This is a genomic window from Kitasatospora xanthocidica, assembly GCF_014656195.1.
GTDB classification, from domain to species: Bacteria; Actinomycetota; Actinomycetes; order Streptomycetales; family Streptomycetaceae; genus Kitasatospora; species Kitasatospora xanthocidica.
In genome coordinates this window covers 408,181-428,230 of the sequence record NZ_BNBY01000001.1, presented here as the reverse complement: position 1 = coordinate 428,230, position 20,050 = coordinate 408,181, and the positions used below count along the sequence as shown (strand labels likewise).

The following is a 20,050-nucleotide window of genomic DNA, read 5'->3' as shown; positions in this document are numbered from 1 at the left end:
CGGGTAGGCTGTGCCGTCTGCACTGGTGTAGTTGTGCCCCCTTGCGCCCTCTTACGGGGCCGCCCCCCGATCGGGTGGTGCGGGGCCTGACTGTCGGACCCTGCCGCTACGGTGGGCCGGAGTCGTCACCGCACCGGTGCCGACGCTACGCACAACCCTCCTGCCACGGAGAGACCGTGGCCGCTGAGTCCAAAGGAGGTGGGTTACCCATGCGTCACTACGAGGTGATGGTCATCCTCGACCCCTCGGTCGAGGAGCGCGCTGTCTCCCCCCTGATCGAGAACTTCCTCACCGTCGTCCGCAACGCGGGCGGCAAGGTGGAGAAGGTCGACACCTGGGGTCGTCGCCGTCTGGCTTACGAGATCAACAAGCAGTCCGAGGGCATCTACTCGGTCATCGACCTCAAGGCCACGCCTGAGGTCGTCAAGGAGCTCGACCGCCAGATGGGCCTGAGCGAGTCGGTTCTGCGGACCAAGGTCCTGCGCCCGGACACCCACTGAGCCACCTCTGAGGCCTTCGGGTCTCGGGTAGCTCGCGACCGTTGTTTCACGTGAAACAGCGGTGAACGGACATCTTCCCGAGAGGTCATCACCACCATGGCAGGCGAGACCGTCATCACCCTCGTCGGCAATCTCGTCGACGACCCCGAGCTGCGCTTCACCCCGTCGGGTGCGGCGGTCGCGAAGTTCCGCATCGCGTCCACCCCCCGCACCTTCGACCGTCAGACGAACGAGTGGAAGGACGGCGAGAGCCTCTTCCTCACGTGCAACGTCTGGCGGCAGCCGGCGGAGAACGTGGCCGAGTCGCTGCAGCGCGGCATGCGCGTCATCGTGCAGGGCCGACTGCGCCAGCGGTCTTACGAGACCAAGGAAGGCGAGAAGCGGACGGTCTTCGAGGTCGAGGTCGACGAGGTCGGCCCGAGCCTGCGCTCGGCGACCGCCAAGGTCACCCGGGCCAACCGGTCCGGCGCTCCCGGCGGCGGCTTCGGCGGCCAGCAGGGCGGCGGCGGCCAGGGCGGCGGTGGCGGCAACTGGGGCGGCGGTGGCGGCCAGCAGGGCGGCAACTGGGGTGGAAACTCCGGCGGCCAGTCCGGCCCCTCCGAGGACCCCTGGGCCTCCAGCGCCCCGTCCGGTGGAAACCAGGGCGGCGGCTGGGGTGCCCCGTCCGGTGGTGGCAACGGCTACTCGGAAGAGCCCCCGTTCTAAGAGCTGACAGATTTCGTGCGGCCCGGCCGCGGCGTCCCCGAACGCCCGCCGGGCCGTGAACCCCAAATGGAGCACACAATGGCGAAGCCGCCTGCTCGCAAGCCGAAGAAGAAGGTTTGCGTCTTCTGCAAGGACAAGGTCAACTACGTTGACTACAAGGACACGAACCTGCTGCGGAAGTACATCTCCGACCGCGGCAAGATCCGTGCCCGCCGGGTCACCGGCAACTGCACCCAGCACCAGCGTGACGTCGCCACGGCCGTGAAGAACAGCCGTGAGATGGCGCTGCTGCCCTACACCAGCACCGCGCGCTAAGAGAGGGTGACCAAGTAATGAAGATCATCCTCACGCACGAGGTGCCGGGTCTCGGCTCCGCCGGCGAGGTCGTCGAGGTCAAGGACGGCTACGCCCGCAACTTCCTGGTCCCGCGTGGCTTCGCCATCCGCTGGACCAAGGGTGGTCAGAAGGACGTCGACGCCATCCGTCGCGCCCGGAAGATCCACGCCATCCAGACCCTCGAGGCCGCCAACGAGGTCAAGGGTCAGCTCGAGGGCGTCCAGGTCAAGCTGGCCGTCCGCTCGGGTGACGCCGGCCGTCTGTTCGGCTCGGTGACCCAGGCCGACGTCGTCGCCGCCATCAAGGCCGCCGGCGGCCCGGCGGTCGACAAGCGCGCCGTCGCGATCGCCTCGCCGATCAAGACCGTGGGCACCCACAAGGTCTCGGTCAAGCTGCACTCCGACGTCCAGGCCAACCTGGACATCGCGGTCGTCGCTGCCTGAGTTCCGTAGCAGTGGCCTGAGGGCCGGGCTCCTCCGGGAGCCCGGCCCTCGGTCTTTTCCGGCGCGGTCCGTCTTTCCAGGCGCCGTCCGCCTCCCCCCCCGGGGGGCGGGGCTACCCGCGCACGGCCCCGGTGACCAGCCACTTGCCGCCGCGGGCGCGTCCGACCAGGAAGGCGGCGCGGACCAGCATGAAGAGGTTCATCGCCCACCAGAGCCCGGCCAGCCCGGCGCCGGTGGCCGGCACCGCGAAGGCCGCCGGGGCGAACACCGCCAGGGTCGCGAGCGCCGCCCAGGCCAGGTACGGGCCGTCCCCGGCACCCATCAGCACCCCGTCCAGCACGAAGACCAGGCCGGAGACCGGCTGGCTGAGCGCGAGCAGCAGCAGGGCGGTGTCCAGCTGGGCCCGCACGGCCGGATCGGGCGTGAACAGCGGGACGTACAGCGGGCGGGCGGCGACCACCAGCAGGCCGAGCACCACCCCCGAGCCGATTCCCCACTGGACCATCCGCCGGGTGGCGGCCCTGGCGCCCGGGACGTCCGAGGCGCCCAGGTAGCGGCCGATGATGGCCTGGCCGGCGATCGCGATGGCGTCCAGTGCGAAGGCCAGGAAGCTGAACAGCGTCATGGTGATCTGGTGCGCGGCGACCTGGTCGTCGCCCAGCCGGGCGGCCACCGCGGTGGCGATCATCAGCACCGCACGCAGGCTGATAGTCCGGACCAGCAGTGGGCCGCCGGCCCTGGCGCAGGCCCGGATGCCCGTCGCGTCCGGCCGCAGCGAGGCCCGCTCCCGGCGGGCGCCGCGGACCACCACGACCAGGTAGACGGCGGCCATCCCGGTCTGCGCGAGCACGGTGCCCCAGGCCGAGCCGGCCACCCCGAGCCCGGCGCCGTACACCAGACCGACGTTCAGGCCGATGTTGGCGGTGAAGCCCGCGACGGCCACCAGCAGGGGCGTACGGGTGTCCTGGAGGCCGCGCAGCACGCCGGTGGCGGCCAGCACCATCAGCATCGCCGGGATGCCCAGTGCGCTGATCCGCAGGTACGTCACCGCGTAGGGCGCGGCGGTCGGCGAGGCGCCCAGCAGGTCGGCCACCAGGGGTGCCGCCAGCAGGGTCAGCAGGACCACCGGGACGGCCAGGCCGAGGGCGAGCCAGATGCCGTCGACGCCCTGCTGCACGGCGCCCCGGCGGTCCCCGGCGCCGATCCGGCGGGCGACCGCCGCGGTGGTGGCGTAGGCGAGGAAGACGAAGACGCCGGTCGCGGTGGTGAGCGCGGCGGAGGCGACGCCGACCCCGGCCAGCTGGGGGGTGCCGAGGTGGCCGACGATCGCCGAGTCGGCCATCAGGAAGAGGGGTTCGGCGACCAGTGCGCCGAAGGCCGGGACGGCCAGGGAGAGGATCTCCCGGTCGTGCCGGCGCCCGGCGCGGGCGGGGGTCGGGGGCGAGGCGGTCATGGGCTCCAGGCTACTCATCCACAGGTAATGGACGTAAGAGGCCTGTGCCTGTTACTCGAAATCTTGAGCGACGCCGTTCGCCCGCTCCGTGCCCACAGCCGTTCGGAGGTGTGTGAAGAATTTCTCATGCACAGGCCCTCAAAGAGGTAATGCCAGGTCAGCAGGTTGACGGTGGATCGATCGTCCGGTTATCCACAGGGACGTCCACAGGGGTGTCCACAGCTTTGCGGCAGTTCTCCACAGGCCGGGGCCGTTCATCCACACCCCCTGTGGATAACCGCCTTGGCGGGAGGGCGTCCGGCGCCTTAGCGTGGGCCGTCCGCCCGACACTCCCAGCGCCCCGGCGTCCGATTTGTCGGAGCCGTGGCGTACAAAGAGGAGCGGATCCGCTCCACCCAGCCACCGGCAAGGCAAGCTCCAAACTCGCACCACTCGCTGATCGGGGAACACGCGTGACCGGCCCCCAGTACGACGACCACGACGCCCCGCCGCCGGAGGAGGACTGGCAGCCCGCCGAGGACCCCTTCCCGGCCGGCGCCTTCGACGACGCGCCCTTCCCGGACGGCCCCGGTGACCGGCTCCCGGTCTCCCGCGGCCGCGGCGGTCAGGGCGGCAAGGACGGCAAGGGCGGCGGTGGCCGCGACGGCTTTCAGAAGGGTGGCAAGGGCGGCCGGAACGGCTCCGGGGACGGCCAGCGGGACGGCGGCTGGCAGCGCAGGGGCGAGGGCGACGGCGAGGGCGGCGCGGACGGCTTCGAGCGGGTCCCCCCGCAGGACCTCGCGGCCGAGCAGTCCGTCCTCGGCGGCATGCTGCTCTCCAAGGACGCCATCGCCGACGTCGTCGAGGTGCTCAAGCCGGCCGACTACTACCGGCCCGCGCACGAGATGGTCCACGGCGCGATCCTCGACCTGTACGCCCGGGGCGAGCCGGCCGACCCGATCACCGTGGCCGGCGAGCTGACCAAGCGCGGCGAGCTCCAGCGGGTCGGCGGCGCCTCCTACCTGCACACCCTGGTCAACTCCGTCCCGACCGCGGCCAACGCCGAGTACTACGCCCAGATCGTCCACGAGCGCGCCGTGCTGCGCCGCCTGGTCGAGGCGGGCACCCGGATCGCCGGCATGGGCTACGCCGCCGAGGGCGACGTGGACGAGATCGTCAACGCCGCCCAGGCGGAGATCTACGCCGTCACCGAGCAGCGCACCAACGAGGACTACGCGCCGCTCGCCGACATCATGGAGGGCGCCCTCGACGAGATCGAGGCGATCGGCTCCCGCAACGGCCAGATGTCCGGCGTCCCGACCGGCTTCGCCGACTTCGACGCGCTCACCAACGGCCTGCACCCCGGCCAGATGATCGTCATCGCCGCCCGTCCCGCGATGGGCAAGTCCACCCTCGCGCTGGACTTCGCGCGGGCCTGCTCGATCCACCACAAGCTGCCGAGCGTGATCTTCTCGCTCGAAATGGGGCGCAACGAGATCGCCATGCGTCTGCTCTCCGCCGAGGCCCGGGTCGCGCTGCACCACATGCGCTCCGGGAACATGACGGACGACGACTGGACCCGGGTCGCCCGCCGGATGCCCGACGTCAGCGAGGCGCCGCTGTTCATCGACGACTCGCCGAACCTGTCGATGATGGAGATCCGCGCCAAGTGCCGTCGGCTCAAGCAGCGCAACGACATCAAGCTGGTCGTCATCGACTACCTCCAGCTGATGCAGTCCGGCGGCTCCCGCCGGGCCGAGAACCGTCAGCAGGAGGTCTCGGACATGTCCCGTAACCTCAAGCTGCTGGCCAAGGAGCTGGAAGTGCCGGTCATCGCGCTCTCCCAGCTGAACCGTGGCCCCGAGCAGCGCACCGACAAGCGGCCGATGGTCTCCGACCTGCGCGAGTCCGGCTCGATCGAGCAGGACGCCGACATGGTCATCCTGCTGCACCGCGAGGACGCCTACGAGAAGGAGTCCCCGCGCGCGGGCGAGGCCGACCTGATCGTCGCCAAGCACCGTAACGGTCCGACCGCGACCATCACGGTGGCCTTCCAGGGCCACTACTCGCGCTTCGTCGACATGACCCGGGACTGACCCCGTCGGCCGACCGCGCGGCCGCGCCCGTCGGGGGTCGGACGGCGCGGTCGGACGGCGCGGTCGGACGGCGCGGTCAGACGGTGACGGTGGCCCGGAAGAGCGTGGCGCCGGTGCCGGAGAGCCGGGTCGGGGCGCCGGTGGCGGGGAGGAAGGCGGACTGGCCGCGGGCGAGGTCCAGGACGGTGCCGTCGGCCGCGGTCAGCCGGGCGGAGCCCTCGGTGCAGAGCAGGATCTGCGGGGTGCGGCCGTCGACCGCGCGCTCGAGGCCGTCCAGGGTGAAGCGGGACAGCCGGAACTCGTCGATCGGGACGGGGTAGAGCTCCTCGCCCGGGGTGGCGTCCACCGGGACGGGGGCCTGCACCCCGGGGGCGGCGGACTCGAAGAGCACGACCTCCAGCAGCTCCGGCACGTCGATGTGCTTCGGGGTGAGGCCGGCCCGCAGCACGTTGTCGGAGTTGGACTGCAGCTCGACGCAGACGCCGGACAGGTAGGCGTGCGGCACCCCGGCGCCCAGGTAGAGCGCCTCGCCGGCGCGCAGCTTGAAGCGGTTGAGCAGCATGCCGGCGATCAGGCCGCGGTCGTCCGGGAAGTCCTTGGCGATCCGGGCGTACGGGGCGTAGTACCAGTCCGGATCGCCGGTGTCGTGCTCGGCCAGCGCCGCGGCGGTCGCCCCGACGGTCTGCCGGGCGGTCTCGTCGTCCATGGTGAGGATCGCGGCCAGGGTGCCGCGCAGTGCCTCGGTCTCGTCCTCGACGCCCAGCAGGTCGATCAGCGGGTCCAGCTCGGGCAGTCCGAGCCGGGCCATCAGCTCGGCCGCCTCACCGGGCCGCCGGAAGCCGCAGAGGCCCTCGAACTCGCTGAGCGCGCAGACCATTTCGGGCTTGTGGTTGGCGTCGCGGTAGCTGCGCTCGGGGGCGTCCAGCGGGATGCCGAGGGCGTTCTCGGCGGCGAAGCCGGCGCGGGCCTGCGCGATCGTGGGGTGGGCCTGGAGCGACAGCGGGGTGCCCACGGCGAGGACCTTGAGGAGGAACGGCAGGGTCGGGCCGAACCGGGCCACGCTCGCGGCGCCCAGCTCGCCCTCGGGGTCGGCCGTGATCAGGTCGTCCAGCCGGCGCGGGCCCTCCCCGCGGTCGGCGCGGGACGGGTCGCCGGGGTGGGCGCCCATCCACAGCTCGGCCTGCGGTTCACCGGTCGGCTGCTGTCCGAGCAGCTCGGGCAGGGCCGTGAGCGACCCCCAGGCGTACGGGCGGACGGTGTTGACGAGCCTGTCCATGCGCGCGGTCCTACTCCTTCGCTGTCTGGCGGGTGTGCCGGATCGCCGGGGGCGGGCCCGGCGGTGCGGGCGGCCCGGGCACGGGCAAGGGCATCGACCCTAGCCGACCGGTGTCACCCACGGGGAAACGGTGGGCATCCGGTGGGAGTGCCATGGTCGGACCGGTGGTTCCCGGGCTCGGTAGTAGGATGCCAGGACGCAGTAGTCTCCGCCCTGCGCGCAGTTCCCCACCGTGGTCACCCCGTCGGAGGGCTGCCGGTGGAGCCGCGTTCCAGCGTGCGGGCGACGGTGTTCTGAGATTCCCCGCCATCGGCCGAGAGGTTTGTACGTGACCGTGAACCAGCAGAGTTTTGCTGATCTCGGCAGGGTCCTGGTGATCATCCCGACCTACAACGAGGCGGAGAACGTCGAGCGGATCGTCGGCCGGGTCCGTGCCGCGGTGCCCGAGGCCCACGTGCTGGTCGCCGACGACAACAGCCCCGACGGCACCGGCGACCTGGCCGACAAGCTGGCCGTCGAGGACGCCCACGTGCACGTCATGCACCGCAAGGGCAAGGAGGGCCTGGGCGCCGCCTACCTCGCGGGCTTCCGCTGGGGCATCGACAACGGCTACGACGTCCTGGTCGAGATGGACGCCGACGGCTCGCACCAGCCCGAGGAACTGGACCGGCTGCTGGGCGCGCTGCGCGGCGCCGACCTGGTGCTGGGCTCGCGCTGGGTGCCGGGCGGCCGGGTGGTGAACTGGCCGAAGTCGCGCCTGCTGCTCTCGCGCGGCGGCTCGACCTACTCGCGGCTGATGCTGGGCGTGCCGATCAAGGACGTCACCGGCGGCTACCGGGCGTTCCGCAAGGAGACCCTGCTGGGCCTGGGCATGGACGAGGTCGCCTCGGCCGGGTACTGCTTCCAGGTCGACCTGGCCTGGCGCACGGTGAAGGCCGGGTTCAAGGTCGCCGAGGTGCCGATCACCTTCGTCGAGCGCGAGCTGGGCGCGTCCAAGATGAGCCGCAGCATCGTGGTCGAGGCGCTGTGGCGGGTGACCTCGTGGGGTCTGTCCGACCGGCTGGCCCGGCTGCGCGGCGCGAAGCAGCGCTGAATTCGCTTGTGGTGAAGGGCCCGTCCGCTGGTGACAGCGGGCGGGCCCTTTCGCATGCCGGGAGGCGTTTCCGGGCTCAGCAGCCACCGCTCTTGAGGGCGCTCTCCGGAAGGTAGCGGTCGGCCCAGACGGCCAGTTCGTTCAGCGCGGGCTTGAGCGCGACGCCGCCCTCGGTGAGCCGGTAGCTGACCCGCAGCGGCGGGCCGGCGTCGACCTCGCGGACCACCATCCCGGCCTCGGCCAGCTCGGTGAGCCGGTCGGAGAGCATCCGCTCGCTGATGCCCGGGACGGCGCGGCGCAGCTCGGAGAAGTAGGCCTGGCCGCCGTTGTTGAGCACGGCCAGCAGCATGCCGGTCCAGCGCTTGCCGAGCAGGGTGAACACCCGGCCGAGGGCCAGGTCGGTGTTCTGGCACGGGTTCTGGGCCCCGGCGGCGCACGCGTCGAGGGCGTTCGGGGCTCCGTCGGTCACTACCTCGTGCTGGGCCATGGATCCAGCGTACTAGACCGGTCACTAGTGACTGCAGAAAAGTAAGCTGCTACGGTACTTTCAGTTGCAGCGAAAACAGCAGCTACTAATCCTCCGGAGGTCCCGCCATGCCCACGCTCCTGCACATCGACTCCTCCGCGGTCACCGACGGCTCCGTCTCCCGCGAGGTCACCGCCGCCTACCGGGCCGCCTGGCAGGCCGAGCACCCCGAGGGCACGGTGATCTACCGCGACCTCGCCACCGACCCGATCCCGCACCTGGACGCGCACGGCATCGCCGCCGGCTTCGCCCCCGCCGAGGCGCACAGCGCCGAACAGGCCGCCGCCTTCGTGCTGCGCGAGGAGCTGATGGCCGAGCTGGAGACCGCCGACGCGGTGCTGATCGGCGCCCCGATGTACAACTTCACGATCCCGTCGACCCTCAAGGCCTGGCTGGACCAGGTGATCCTGATGGGCCGCACCGCCGGCGAGGCGCCGTCCGCCAAGGGCACCCCGGTCACCGTGGTCGCCTCCCGCGGCGGCTCGTACGCGCCCGGCGCCCCGCGCGAGCCGTTCGAGTTCGTCACCACCTACCTGGAGAAGGTGCTGGCCGGCGGACTCGGGCTGGAGGTCGACTTCATCGTCCCGGAGCTCACCCTCGCGGCGAGCGTCCCGGCGCTGGCCGAGTTCATCCCGAACGCCGCCGAGTCCAAGGCCCGGGCCCTGGAGCAGGCCGCCCAGCGGGCCAAGGAGATCGCCGCCCGGGTCGCGGTGTGACCTGAGCCGGAAGGCGCGCCCCGCCGGGCGCGCCTTCCGCGCAATCGGGCGCCGGTGCTCCCATGCTGTAGGGCGCAGGAAGACCGACCGCCTACCAGAGGGAGCAAGCCCGTGACGTCGTCCCCGCCCGAGGAGAGCGCCGGCGCGGAGCGAGTGGACGGCTCACCGGCCGCCGTCCCGGAGGGCGAACGCCCCGCCCGGCCGCTGGAGGTCGCCGTCTTCACCGGCCCCGAGTCGGCCTTCTTCGCCACCTCCGCGCTGATCCTCGGCGAGCGGACCGCCATCCTGGTGGACGCCCAGCTCACCCGCAGCGCCGGGCGCGAACTCGCCGAATGGGTCGCGGGCAAGGGCCGCCGGCTGCTCGCCATCGTGGTCACCCACCAGCACCCCGACCACTACTTCGGCGCCGAGGAGGTGCTGAAGCTCTTCCCCGACGCCCAGCTGCTCGCCGCGCCCGCCGTGGTCGAGGGCATCCGGCGCACCGCCGCCGCCAAGGTCGCGCAGTGGAAGCCGGTGTACGGCGACGACATCCCGGACCACCCGCTGATCCCCGCCCCGCTGCTGCCCCAGCCGCTCATGCTGGACCGCCAGGTGATCCCCGTCCTGCTGCTCGGCCAGGCCGACTGCGGGAACTCCACCGTCGTCCACGTGCCGAGCAGCCGGACCGTGATCGCCGGGGACTTCGCCTACAACGGCTGCCACGTCTGGACGGCCGACACCACCCCCGCCCAGCGCACCACCTGGGGGCACAACCTCGGCCGGATCGCCGACCTCGGCGCGGACCGGGTGATCGCCGGGCACCGGGCCCCCGGGCAGGGCGACGACGCCGCCCGGGTGCTCGCCTTCACCGGCGAGTACCTGCGGGACTTCGACCGGGCGCTGGCCCGGCACCGTGACGACCCGGAAGCGCTGGTCACCGCCATGAACGAGCGGTACGGCGAGCTGACCCTGCCGGCCATCCTCGAACTCGGCGCGGCGGCCAACACCGCCCGGGCGGCGGCGGAGGGGGAGGACACCGTCGAGGCGGAGATCATCGACGCGGAGATCGTCGAGGACGACCAGGACGAGTAGTTCCCGCGGGCTCGGCCCTGCGGAGAGGTTCTGCGGTGTGGCTACCCGGCGGGCTCCGCCGTGCCAGGGACGATACTGGCCGCATGACGCCGTACGACGTGATCGTCCCGGCGGGCGGGGCCGCACGGCGCCTCGGCGGGGCCGACAAGCCCGGACTGACCGTCGGCGAGACGACCCTGCTCGACCGGGTGCTCGCCGCCTGCGCGGACGCCCGCACCACCGTCGTGGTCGGCCCGGCCCGGCCGACCACCCGCACCGGGGTGCGCTGGACCAGGGAGCAGCCGCCCGGCGGCGGACCGGTCGCCGCCGTCGCGGCCGGGCTCGACCTCGTCACCGCGGACACCGTGCTGCTGCTCGCCGCCGACCTGCCGTTCCTGGACCGGCGGACGGTACGGCGGCTCGCCGCCGCCCTGGAGGAGGCCGGGCCGGCCGTGGACGCCGCCGTCCTGGTCGACGCCGGCGGGCGCGACCAGCCGCTCGCCGCCGCCTACCGCACCGCCCCGCTGCGCGCCGCGCTCACCGCCCTCGGCGACCCGGCCGGGCAGCCGCTGCGCCGCCTGGTCGGCGCACTGGCGCGGCTGCGGGTCGCCGACACCGACAACGTCGCGTACGACTGCGACACCTGGGAGGACCTGGAACAGGCCCGGGAGCGCGACCGGGGTTGACCCTCACCGCAGCCGCCACCGGCCCGTGAGGGAAACGACGCGCCCCGCACACGGGGTGAACACCCCCGGGAAACCGCCGATCAGGCAGCATGGGCGCATGGAGCGCACGCTGGATGACTGGATCGCCGAGGCCAAGGCCGAGCTGGGCATCGACCTGGACGTCGACGTCCGAGGTCTGCTCGACCTGGCCCGGGTGGTCGCGCACGGAGTGGCCCGGCCGGCCGCTCCGCTGACCGCCTTCCTGATCGGCTACGCCGCGGCCCAGCAGGGCGGCGGGCCGGAGGCGGTCGCCGAGGCCTCCCGGCGGACCGAGGCCCTCGCCGAGCGGTGGGTCGCCGCCGACCGGCCGGGCGAGCAGTGAGCGCGGTCGGGCAGACCACCGTGGCCGCCCCGTCCACCGGCCCCGCCGTGGAGACCTGGCCCCGGGCCCGCGAGACCGCGCGCCGGGCCGGACTGCGCCCGCTGCCCGGGACCGGGCTGCCACTGGCCGAAGCGCTCGGGCACACCCTCGCCGAGCCGCTCGCCGCGCTGACCGACCTGCCCGCCTTCGACACCTCCGCGATGGACGGCTGGGCGGTCGCCGGTCCCGGCCCGTGGCGGGTCGCCGGCCGGGTGCTGGCCGGACCGGACGAACCGGCGCCGCTGGCCGACGGCGGCGCCGTGGAGATCGCCACCGGCGCCCGGCTGCCCTCCGGCGCCACCGCCGTCCTGCGCCGCGAGCACGGCCGGACGGACGGCGCGCTGCTCCACGAACACGGGCCCGACCGGTTGACCACCGGCCAGGACGTCCGGCCGCGCGGCCAGGAGTGCCGCCGGGGCGAGGAGTTGCTGCCGGCCGGCACCCCGGTCGGACCGGCCGTGCTCGGCCTGGCCGCCGCCTGCGGCCACGACCGGCTGCTCGTCCGCCGCCGCCCGGTGGTCCAACTGCTCGTCCTGGGCGACGAGTTGCTGGACTCCGGGATCCCCGGCCCGGGCCTGGTCCGGGACGCGCTCGGGCCGCTGCTGCCGCACTGGCTGCGGGCCGCCGGCGCCGAGGTCGGCGAAGTGCGGTACGTGCGCGACGACTTCGGGCTGCTCCGGGACGCGCTGCGGCACTCCACCGCCGACATCGTGGTCACCACCGGCGGGACGGCCGCCGGGCCGGTCGACCACCTGCACCGGGCGCTCGCCGAGGCCGGCGCCCGGCTGCTGGTGGACGGCGTGGCCGTCCGGCCCGGACACCCCATGCTGCTGGCCGAACTCCCCGGCGGGCGCCACCTCGTCGGCCTGCCGGGGAACCCGCTGGCCGCCGTCGCCGGGACGGTCACGCTCGCCCTGCCGCTGCTGCACGCCCGCAGCGGGCGGACCGTCGGCGCCCCCGTCCTCGCACCCGCCGCGGCCGCGCTGCCCGGGCACCCGGCGGACACCCGGCTGCAGCCCGTCCGGCGCACCGCGGGGGGCGTCGTGCCGCTCGCCTTCGACGGGCCCGCGATGCTGCGCGGCCTCGCCCGGGCCGACGCCCTGGCCGTGGTCCCGCCCGGCGGGGCGGCGGCGGGGGAGACGGTCGAGCTGCTGGAGGTGCCGTGAGCGAGCGGGGTGGGGGAGCCGTCGAGGGGTGCGTTTCCGGCGGGGTGGGCATGTGAGCGAGCGGAGCGTGTGCGGCGGGGTGGACGCATGAGTCGGATGCGACGGGCCGGGGCGACCGGGGCGGATCCGTGGTCGGACGGCGGGATCGTGCTGCCCGCCCGCCGGGCCGCGCCCGCCGTGCGGCAGGTCGGCTCGCGGCTGCTGGTGGCGCTCGCCGTCCTGGTCGCCACCACGCTGATCGTCTACCTCGACCGGGACGGCTACAACGACAACGCCGGGGGCGGGGTCAGCTTCCTCGACGCGGCGTACTACGCCACCGTGACGCTCTCCACCACCGGGTACGGCGACATCACGCCGTTCAGCGACGGCGCCCGGATCACCAACATCTTCGTGATCACCCCGCTGCGCGTGGTGTTCCTGATCATCCTGGTCGGCACCACGCTGGAGGTGCTCACCGAACGGACCCGCCTGCAATGGCGGTTGAACCGCTGGAGGTCCACCGTGCACGAGCACACCGTCGTCATCGGGTACGGGACGAAGGGCCGCAGTGCCGTCGACACCCTGCTCGGGCAGGGGGTGAAGAAGGAGGAGATCGTCGTCGTCGACCCGCAGCGCAAGGTGATCGACCAAGCCGCGCAGCAGGGCCTGGTCGGGGTGGTCGGCGACGCCACCCGCACCGACACGCTGGTGCGGGCCGCCCTGCCCGCGGCGGCCCGGGTGGTGGTCGCGCCCGAGCGGGACGACACCGCCGTGCTGATCACCTTGACGGCGCGCCAGCTGAACAAGGGCGCCACCGTGGTCGCCGCCGTACGGGAGGACGAGAACGCCCCGCTGCTGCGGCAGAGCGGTGCCGACGTGGTGGTCACCAGCTCCAGCTCGGCCGGGCGGCTGCTCGGGATGTCGATGCTCAGCCCGCACGCCGGCGCGGTGATGGAGGACCTGCTGACGTACGGCAACGGGCTGGACGTGGTGGAGCGTCCGGTCACCCGCGCCGAGGCCGGGCACAGCCCGCGCGAGTGCGCGGACCTGGTGGTCGCGGTGGTCCGCGGCCGGCGGGTGCTCAACTACACCGAGCCGGAGGCCGCCGTGCTGCAGCTCACCGACCGGGTGATCGTCATCAAGGCGGCCGGCTGACCGGACGGCCGGACCGTGCGGGCGCTGCCCGCGAACCGCCCTGACGCGCAGTAGGTTCGGGGCATGCATGCGATGACGATTCCCGTACCCGGTGGTCCCGAGGCACTGGTGTGGGCCGAGGTGCCCGACCCGGTGCCCGCCGACGGCGAGGTCCTGGTCGAGGTGACGGCCACCGCCGTCAACCGCGCCGACCTGCTCCAGCGGCAGGGCTTCTACAACCCGCCGCCCGGCGCCTCGCCCTACCCCGGGCTGGAGTGCGCCGGGCGGATCGTCGCGCTCGGGGCCGGGGTGTCCGGCTGGGCGGTCGGCGACGAGGTGTGCGCGCTGCTGTCGGGCGGCGGCTACGCCCAGCGGGTCGCGGTGCCGAGCGGGCAGCTGCTGCCGGTGCCCGCGGGGCTGAGCCCGGAGCAGGCCGCGGCGCTGCCGGAGGTCGCCTGCACGGTGTGGTCCAACGTCTTCCTCACCGCGCACCTGCGGCCCGGCGAGACCGTGCTGCTGCACGGCGGCGCGAGCGGCATCGGGACGATGGCGATCCAGCTGGCCAAGGCGGTCGGCGCGCGGGTCGCGGTCACCGCGGGCAGTGCCGAGAAGCTGGCGCGGTGCACCGAGCTGGGGGCGGACATCGTGATCGACTACCGCCGGCAGGACTTCGTCGAGGCGCTCCGCGAGGCCACCGGCGGGGCCGGGGCGGACGTGATCCTGGACATCATGGGCGCCAAGTACCTGCAGCGGAACGTGGACGCGCTGGCGGTCAACGGGCGGCTGGTGATCATCGGGCTGCAGGGCGGGGTGAAGGGCGAGCTGGACCTCAACGCGCTGCTGCGCAAGCGGGCGGCGGTGATCGCCACCAACCTGCGCGGGCGGCCGCTGGCGGAGAAGGCGGCGATCGTGGCGGCGGTGCGGGAGCACGTGTGGCCGCTGGTCGAGTCCGGGGTGGTGAAGCCGGTGGTGGACCGGGTGCTGCCGCTGACCGACGCGGGGGAGGGGCACCGGGTGCTGGAGGCCGGCGAGCAGGTCGGCAAGGTCGTCCTGCGGGCCTGATCGCCGGGCCGGCCCGAGGGGCGGCGCGGTGCGGCGACCGACCGGGTACGTGTCCGAAATGCCTGGATTGTCGGGCCGTGCGACGCTGGTCCGGAGCTGTCCCGCCGCCGACCCCGCCCCCGGGCGCGGGCGGCCGTCGGAAGGACTCCGACCGTGGCCGCATCGCCGCACGCACGCCTCGGGCCGCTGCCCCGGGAGCCGCACCGCCGTCGTACCCGTCGCCACCCGTCCGCCCGCCACCCGCACCCGGGCCGCGCCCAGCGGCTGTTCGCGGCGGCCGTGCTGGGGCTCGCGCTCCCGCTGGCCGCCGCGTCGGCGGCGGCGGCGGCGATGCCCTCGCCCTCGGCGGGGGTCTCGCCCGCTCCCTTCCCCACACCCGCTCCCTTCCCCTCGGCTGCTCCGCCCTCCGCGCCGACGCCCGGCGTCGGGCTGGGCGCGACGGGCGCGGCGGGCGCAGCGGGCGCGGCGGGCGCGGCGGGCGCGGCGAGTACGGGGGGCGCCGCGAGCCCGGCCGGTGCGGAGGAGGCCCCGGCGCACCCGGCCGCGCCCACCCCGGCGGCCGCGCCGCCGCTGCGCCCCGGCCCGCGGTCGCACCAGGACGGCGACTTCCCCCGGGCCCACCGGCACCGCCCGGCGTTGCTGCCGGAGCGTTCCGACGCCGCCGTGGAGCAGGCGCCGGAGCGGGCCCCGGACCAGGCGCCGGAGCAGGCGCCGGAGCAGGCCGTCGACCAGGCGTCCGAGCAGGCCCCGGACCGGGCTGTCGAGAGCGACCCGGACGCCCAGGACCAGGCCGCCGGCGGCGACGCCGTCGCACCGGACGCGGTCACGGCGGCCGCCGGGCCCGTCACGGCCGTCACCGTCCCGATCGTCCTGCCGGCCCGCTGGCAGGACGCCTCCACGACCCAGCTCCCGCTGGGCGCCGGCCTGGGTCTGATCGGCTGCGGCCTGGGGCTGGTCGGCCTGCGGCTGCGGAGGCGCTGAGTCGACGGTGCGGCTGGGCGACGGGGAGTGTGTGACCGGTTCCCCAGGGTGACCGACCGGGTCGCCGGCGCCGTCGGCGGCGGGTGGTGGGGGTGGAGGTTCGGTGCGGGTTCCGTGGGGCGGTCGGCGCGCCCGGCACGGGATCTGAGTACCCGTACGGATTCCCGCGCGGCGCTCGGGGGCGTACCTTCGTGACGGGTGGCGCAGGCCGGCGGGACGAACGGGGGCTTCCGCCCGACCAACCCCAGTGAGAGAGAATGTTGTTCATGACGAATCCGATGAACGAGCGCTCGTCGCGGGAGCCCTACCAGGCCGCCGGCGGGCAGCCGCAGGACGGCCAGAAGGTGCTGATCGTCGGACCGGACGGGCTGCCGGTGGGCCAGGGTTTCGCCGGCCCGATGGGGGACTCGGACGACGACGGCGACATGCCGCGTGAGCTCCCGGTGACCGAGATGGTCGAGCAGCCCGCCAAGGTCATGCGCATCGGCAGCATGATCAAGCAGCTGTTGGAGGAGGTCCGGGCGGCGCCCCTCGACGAGGCGAGCCGGGTCCGGCTGAAGGACATCCACGCGAGCTCGATCAAGGAGCTCGAACTCGGCCTGGCCCCGGAGCTGGTCGCCGAGCTGGAGCGGCTGTCGCTGCCGTTCACCGAGGACACCATCCCGACCGAGGCCGAGCTGCGGATCGCCCAGGCCCAGCTGGTCGGCTGGCTGGAGGGCCTGTTCCACGGCATCCAGACCGCGCTGTTCGCCCAGCAGATGGCGGCGCGGGCCCAGCTGGAGCAGATGCGGCGGGCGCTGCCGCCGGGCCTGCACGGCGGCGACCCGGACGAGGACGAGCCGGGCCAGGGCCGCGGCATCCGCTCCGGCCCGTACCTGTAGCCGCTACTCGCCGGTACCCGCCGGCGGGCCGGGCGGCCCGCCGGACCGGACGTACCACGACCATCCGCCCCGGGCCGTACCGCCGGGATCCGGTGCCGACGGCCCGGACCCAGGACCGGCCCTGGACCGATCACCGTCGGCGCGAGCCGATACCCTGACCCCTGTCGCAGGCCGGTGGATCCGCCGCGACAGGGGTCCGCCAGGCCGGCGGGCCGGGCCCACACGCACGGACGAGACCGAACGTCACGGTGGCGGCAGCACGGCCGCGCCGAGGGGGAGCAGAGGACCATGAGCGAGCACGGCAACGCGGCGGTCGAGGGCTTCTCCCTGGGCAACGGCCGCTATGTGCTGCAGCGGCTGCTGGGCGAGGGCGGCATGGCGTCCGTGCACCTGGCCTACGACAGCGTGCTGGACCGGCAGGTCGCGCTGAAGAGCATGCACAGCGAGCTGGGCCGGGACGACTCGTTCAAGGAGCGGTTCCGCCGCGAGGCCCAGGCGGTGGCCCGGCTGGAGCACCCGAACATCGTCACGGTGTACGACAGCGGCGAGGACATCGCCCCGGACGGCTCCAGCACGCCGTACATCGTCATGCAGCTGATCGACGGCAAGGGCCTGCGCGAGGCGATCAACGAGTCGGTCGCCCAGCACGGCGCGATGCCCGCCGAGGAGGCCCTGAAGGTCACCGTCGGCGTGCTGAACGCGCTGGAGGCCTCGCACGACATGGGCCTGGTGCACCGCGACATCAAGCCCGGCAACGTCATGTTCGACCGCAAGGGCAACGTCAAGGTCATGGACTTCGGCATCGCCCGGGCGCTGGAATCCGGCGTCACGTCGATGACGCAGACCGGCATGGTGGTCGGCACTCCGCAGTACCTCTCGCCCGAGCAGGCGCTCGGCAAGCCGGTGGACGCCCGCTCCGACCTGTACTCGGTCGGCGTGATGCTCTTCGAGATGCTCACCGGCCAGCTGGTCTTCGACGGCGACTCGGCCTTCTCGATCGCCTACAAGCACGTCCAGGAGGAGCCGCCGGCGCCCTCCGCCCTCAACCGCTCGGTCACCCCCGAGCTGGACGCCTTCGTCGCCCAGGCGCTGCGCAAGGACCCGGCGCACCGGTTCCAGAGCGCCGCGGCGATGCGGGACGAGGCGGAGCGGCTGATCCAGGCGGCGAAGGGCGGCGGCAGCGGGCACCAGCTGCAGGCCAGCACCCCGCTGGTGATCAACGAGGGCCCGCGCTCGGTGCACGCCGCCCAGCAGAACCCGCAGACCCCGCCGCCCCAGTACCTGCAGCAGGGCGGGCAGCCGCAGTACCAGACCCCGCCGCCGGCCTACCAGACCCCGCGTCCGCAGGCCCCGCACACGCCGCACCCCCAGTACCTGCAGCAGGGCGGGCAGCCGCAGTACCAGACCCCGCCGCCGGCCTACCAGACCCCGCGTCCGCAGGCCCCGCACACGCCGCACCCCTTCCCCCAGCAGGCGCACACCCCGCCGCCGCAGCCGATGCCGCAGCAGCCGATGCCGCCGTACCAGCAGCCGAAGGCGAGCGGCGGCTGCTCGACGGCCGTGGTCGTGGTCGGGATCATCATCGGCGTGCTGGTGCTCGCCGGCATCATCATCGCGATCGTGGTCAACAACGCCGACAAGAAGACCGGCGGCAAGTTCAGCCACGCCGACCGCCCGGCGAACGTGCTGGTGGTCGACGTCCCGTCCGACCGGAATGGCCTGCTCTGACGGTTTCCGACCGGTTCGGGGGTGGCACGGGTCCGCCCCGGAGGCGGTAGCGTTCGGGGATACGAAAGCGACAGGGCACCGCGATCCGAGCGAACGCCCGGGGCGAGGAGCGATGGCACAGACGCAGCAGCCGGACGACGACGCGGGTGCCCGAGCGGCCGGACGGACCGGCGGGACGCCGAGGCTCCCCGAGCCCGGCAGCGAGGCCGCGACCTCGGCGCTGCCGCCCGCCTTCGGTGGCGGCCCGCACACCCCCGGCCGCGGCACCGCCGCACCGCTGGGCACCGTCGGTGACGGCCGCTACCGGCTGACCCACCGGCTGGGCCGCGGCGGCATGGCCGAGGTGGTCGCCGCCGAGGACGTGCGGCTGGGCCGTACCGTCGCCGTCAAGCTGCTGCGCGGCGAGCTCGCCCAGGACGAAATCGCCCGGCTGCGGTTCACCCGCGAGGCGCACGCCGTCGCGGCGCTGAACCACCACTCGATCGTCTCGGTCTACGACACCGGCGAGGAGTACGTCGGGGACGAGTCCACGCCGTACATCGTGATGGAGCTGGTCGAGGGCCGGACCGTCCGCGAGCTGCTGGCGGACGAGGCCGCGCCGCCGGTCGACCAGGCGCTGATCATCATCGCCGGGGTGCTGGAGGCGCTCGCCTACAGCCACCGGCACGGCATCGTCCACCGCGACATCAAGCCCGCCAACGTGATCATCACCAACAGCGGCGCGGTCAAGGTGATGGACTTCGGCATCGCCCGGGCGCTGACCGGCGGGGCCACCACGATGACCCAGACCGGCATGGTCATGGGCACCCCGCAGTACCTCTCGCCCGAGCAGGCGCTCGGCAAGCCGGTCGACCACCGCTCCGACCTGTACGCGGCCGGCTGCATGCTGTACGAACTGCTCACCCTGCGCCCGCCCTTCACCGGCGACACCCCGCTCTCGGTGGTCTACCAGCACGTCCAGGACATGCCGGTGCCGCCCTCGCAGGCCAACGGCCGGGTGCCGGTCGGCCTCGACGGGCTGGTGCTGCGCTCGCTGGCCAAGAACCCGGACGACCGCTTCCAGGACGCCGACGAGTTCCGCGCCCACGTGCAGCACGCGCTGCGCGAGATGCACGGCGCGGCCGGGGCCGGCTGGGCCGGTGTGCCCGGGATCCCCGGCGACACCGGCGCGACCCAGGTGCTCCGGCCGGACCAGACGGCGGCCACCGCGGCCTTCGGCGTGGTCCGCCCGGGCGACCAGACCTCCGCGCTGCCCTACGGGTCGGGCGACCAGCAGACCCCCTTCACCCCCTACTCGGGCGGTGGCGGTTCGTACGGCGGCGACGACGGTGGTGGCGGCGACGACGGGCACGGCCGGCGGCGCGGGCCGTGGGCCTGGGTGGCCGGCGGCGTCGCGGTGCTGGTCGCGGCCGGGGCCGGCATCGCCTTCGCGCTCAGCGGCACCGACGACGGCGGGAACAAGGACCACGGCGTGCCCTCCACGCCGGCGCCGGTGGTGAGCACGGCCGAGCCGACCACGCCGACCCAGAGCGGTACGACGAGCCCGCCCGCCTCGGTCTCCGGCAGCAGGAAGCCGCAGCAGCCGACCGACACCGGCAACAACAACAGCGGGAACAACTCCGGGAACAGCGGCAACAACACGACGCCGTCGGCGACCACGGGCAAGCACAACACCCCGTCCCCGACCGCGACGACCTCGCCCAGCCACACGACGACGCCCTCCTCGTCGGCGACCGCGACGGGCGGGTCGACGGGCGGGACGACGCCGACCCCGGGCGGCGGGGGCGGCACGCCCACCAACCCGGTGCCGCCGTCCTCCACGAAGGGGCCGATCACACCGCCGCCCCCCGGCGGCTGATC

The 20,050-nt window shown here is 73.9% G+C and carries 18 protein-coding genes and 1 pseudogene; 16 read left to right on the top strand and 3 right to left on the bottom strand.

Annotation, left to right across the window (positions count from 1 at the left end; translation table 11 throughout):
- The first annotated feature begins 209 nt into the window (after positions 1 to 209).
- The 4 genes from rpsF (at position 210) to rplI (ending at position 1,984) form a co-directional block, all read left to right on the top strand.
- Positions 210 to 500 carry a 30S ribosomal protein S6 gene (rpsF, locus tag IE332_RS01870; RefSeq protein WP_063348486.1) on the top strand — a complete coding sequence of 97 codons (291 nt, stop codon included), beginning with the start codon at positions 210 to 212 and terminating at the stop codon, positions 498 to 500.
- A 96-nt stretch (positions 501 to 596) separates the two neighbouring features.
- Positions 597 to 1,205, top strand: coding sequence for a single-stranded DNA-binding protein (locus IE332_RS01865; RefSeq protein WP_189913254.1), 609 nt, complete (start codon positions 597 to 599; stop codon positions 1,203 to 1,205).
- A gap of 78 nt (positions 1,206 to 1,283) precedes the next feature.
- Positions 1,284 to 1,520, top strand: coding sequence for a 30S ribosomal protein S18 (rpsR, locus tag IE332_RS01860; protein ID WP_030059640.1), 237 nt, complete (start codon positions 1,284 to 1,286; stop codon positions 1,518 to 1,520).
- Positions 1,521 to 1,537: 17 nt separating this feature from the next.
- Positions 1,538 to 1,984 carry a 50S ribosomal protein L9 gene (gene rplI, locus IE332_RS01855; RefSeq protein WP_189913253.1) on the top strand — a complete coding sequence of 149 codons (447 nt, stop codon included), beginning with the start codon at positions 1,538 to 1,540 and terminating at the stop codon, positions 1,982 to 1,984.
- Positions 1,985 to 2,096: 112 nt separating this feature from the next.
- Here rplI and IE332_RS01850 read toward each other — a convergent pair whose 3' ends face one another.
- The gene (locus tag IE332_RS01850) at positions 2,097 to 3,437 is read right to left on the bottom strand and encodes an MATE family efflux transporter (protein WP_189913252.1); all 1,341 of its coding nucleotides are present in this window, start codon (positions 3,435 to 3,437) and stop codon (positions 2,097 to 2,099) included.
- Between the two features lie 452 nt (positions 3,438 to 3,889).
- Between IE332_RS01850 and dnaB the strand changes: the two genes are divergently transcribed.
- Entirely contained in the window at positions 3,890 to 5,512 is a 1,623-nt protein-coding gene (gene dnaB / locus IE332_RS01845) for a replicative DNA helicase (protein ID WP_189913251.1), read from the top strand.
- A gap of 76 nt (positions 5,513 to 5,588) precedes the next feature.
- Here the strand turns inward: dnaB and manA are convergent, their stop codons facing one another.
- Complete coding sequence (gene manA / locus IE332_RS01840) at positions 5,589 to 6,788, bottom strand: mannose-6-phosphate isomerase, class I (protein WP_189913250.1); 1,200 nt, start codon at positions 6,786 to 6,788, stop codon at positions 5,589 to 5,591.
- Between the two features lie 328 nt (positions 6,789 to 7,116).
- On the opposite strand from manA, the gene IE332_RS01835 reads away from it, so the two are divergent.
- Positions 7,117 to 7,881, top strand: coding sequence for a polyprenol monophosphomannose synthase (locus tag IE332_RS01835; RefSeq protein ID WP_229928220.1), 765 nt, complete (start codon positions 7,117 to 7,119; stop codon positions 7,879 to 7,881).
- Positions 7,882 to 7,957: 76 nt separating this feature from the next.
- Here the strand turns inward: IE332_RS01835 and IE332_RS01830 are convergent, their stop codons facing one another.
- Positions 7,958 to 8,368 (bottom strand): winged helix-turn-helix transcriptional regulator, encoded by a 411-nt coding sequence (locus IE332_RS01830; RefSeq protein WP_189913249.1) that lies wholly within the window; start codon positions 8,366 to 8,368, stop codon positions 7,958 to 7,960.
- Between the two features lie 107 nt (positions 8,369 to 8,475).
- On the opposite strand from IE332_RS01830, the gene IE332_RS01825 reads away from it, so the two are divergent.
- From IE332_RS01825 to IE332_RS01780, 10 genes and pseudogenes are all read left to right on the top strand, one after another.
- Positions 8,476 to 9,123, top strand: a complete 648-nt coding sequence (locus tag IE332_RS01825) for an FMN-dependent NADH-azoreductase (RefSeq protein ID WP_189913248.1) — start codon at positions 8,476 to 8,478, stop codon at positions 9,121 to 9,123.
- 111 nt (positions 9,124 to 9,234) lie between these two features.
- Positions 9,235 to 10,194, top strand: a complete 960-nt coding sequence (locus tag IE332_RS01820; protein ID WP_189913247.1) for an MBL fold metallo-hydrolase — start codon at positions 9,235 to 9,237, stop codon at positions 10,192 to 10,194.
- A gap of 83 nt (positions 10,195 to 10,277) precedes the next feature.
- Positions 10,278 to 11,220 (top strand): annotated as a pseudogene (locus IE332_RS40535) (NTP transferase domain-containing protein).
- Entirely contained in the window at positions 11,217 to 12,425 is a 1,209-nt protein-coding gene (locus IE332_RS01810) for a molybdopterin molybdotransferase MoeA (RefSeq protein ID WP_229928219.1), read from the top strand. The pseudogene IE332_RS40535 and the gene IE332_RS01810 overlap by 4 nt, the downstream one beginning before the upstream one ends.
- 87 nt (positions 12,426 to 12,512) lie before the next feature.
- The gene (locus IE332_RS01805) at positions 12,513 to 13,559 is read left to right on the top strand and encodes a potassium channel family protein (RefSeq protein WP_189913245.1); all 1,047 of its coding nucleotides are present in this window, start codon (positions 12,513 to 12,515) and stop codon (positions 13,557 to 13,559) included.
- A gap of 63 nt (positions 13,560 to 13,622) precedes the next feature.
- The gene (locus IE332_RS01800) at positions 13,623 to 14,600 is read left to right on the top strand and encodes an NAD(P)H-quinone oxidoreductase (RefSeq protein ID WP_189913244.1); all 978 of its coding nucleotides are present in this window, start codon (positions 13,623 to 13,625) and stop codon (positions 14,598 to 14,600) included.
- A 153-nt stretch (positions 14,601 to 14,753) separates the two neighbouring features.
- The gene (locus tag IE332_RS01795; RefSeq protein WP_189913243.1) at positions 14,754 to 15,581 is read left to right on the top strand and encodes a hypothetical protein; all 828 of its coding nucleotides are present in this window, start codon (positions 14,754 to 14,756) and stop codon (positions 15,579 to 15,581) included.
- A 266-nt stretch (positions 15,582 to 15,847) separates the two neighbouring features.
- Entirely contained in the window at positions 15,848 to 16,462 is a 615-nt protein-coding gene (locus tag IE332_RS01790) for a bacterial proteasome activator family protein (RefSeq protein ID WP_229928218.1), read from the top strand.
- Positions 16,463 to 16,750: 288 nt separating this feature from the next.
- Entirely contained in the window at positions 16,751 to 18,190 is a 1,440-nt protein-coding gene (locus tag IE332_RS01785; RefSeq protein ID WP_189913242.1) for a protein kinase domain-containing protein, read from the top strand.
- A 112-nt stretch (positions 18,191 to 18,302) separates the two neighbouring features.
- Complete coding sequence (locus tag IE332_RS01780; RefSeq protein ID WP_189913241.1) at positions 18,303 to 20,048, top strand: protein kinase domain-containing protein; 1,746 nt, start codon at positions 18,303 to 18,305, stop codon at positions 20,046 to 20,048.
- Positions 20,049 to 20,050: the final 2 nt, after the last annotated feature.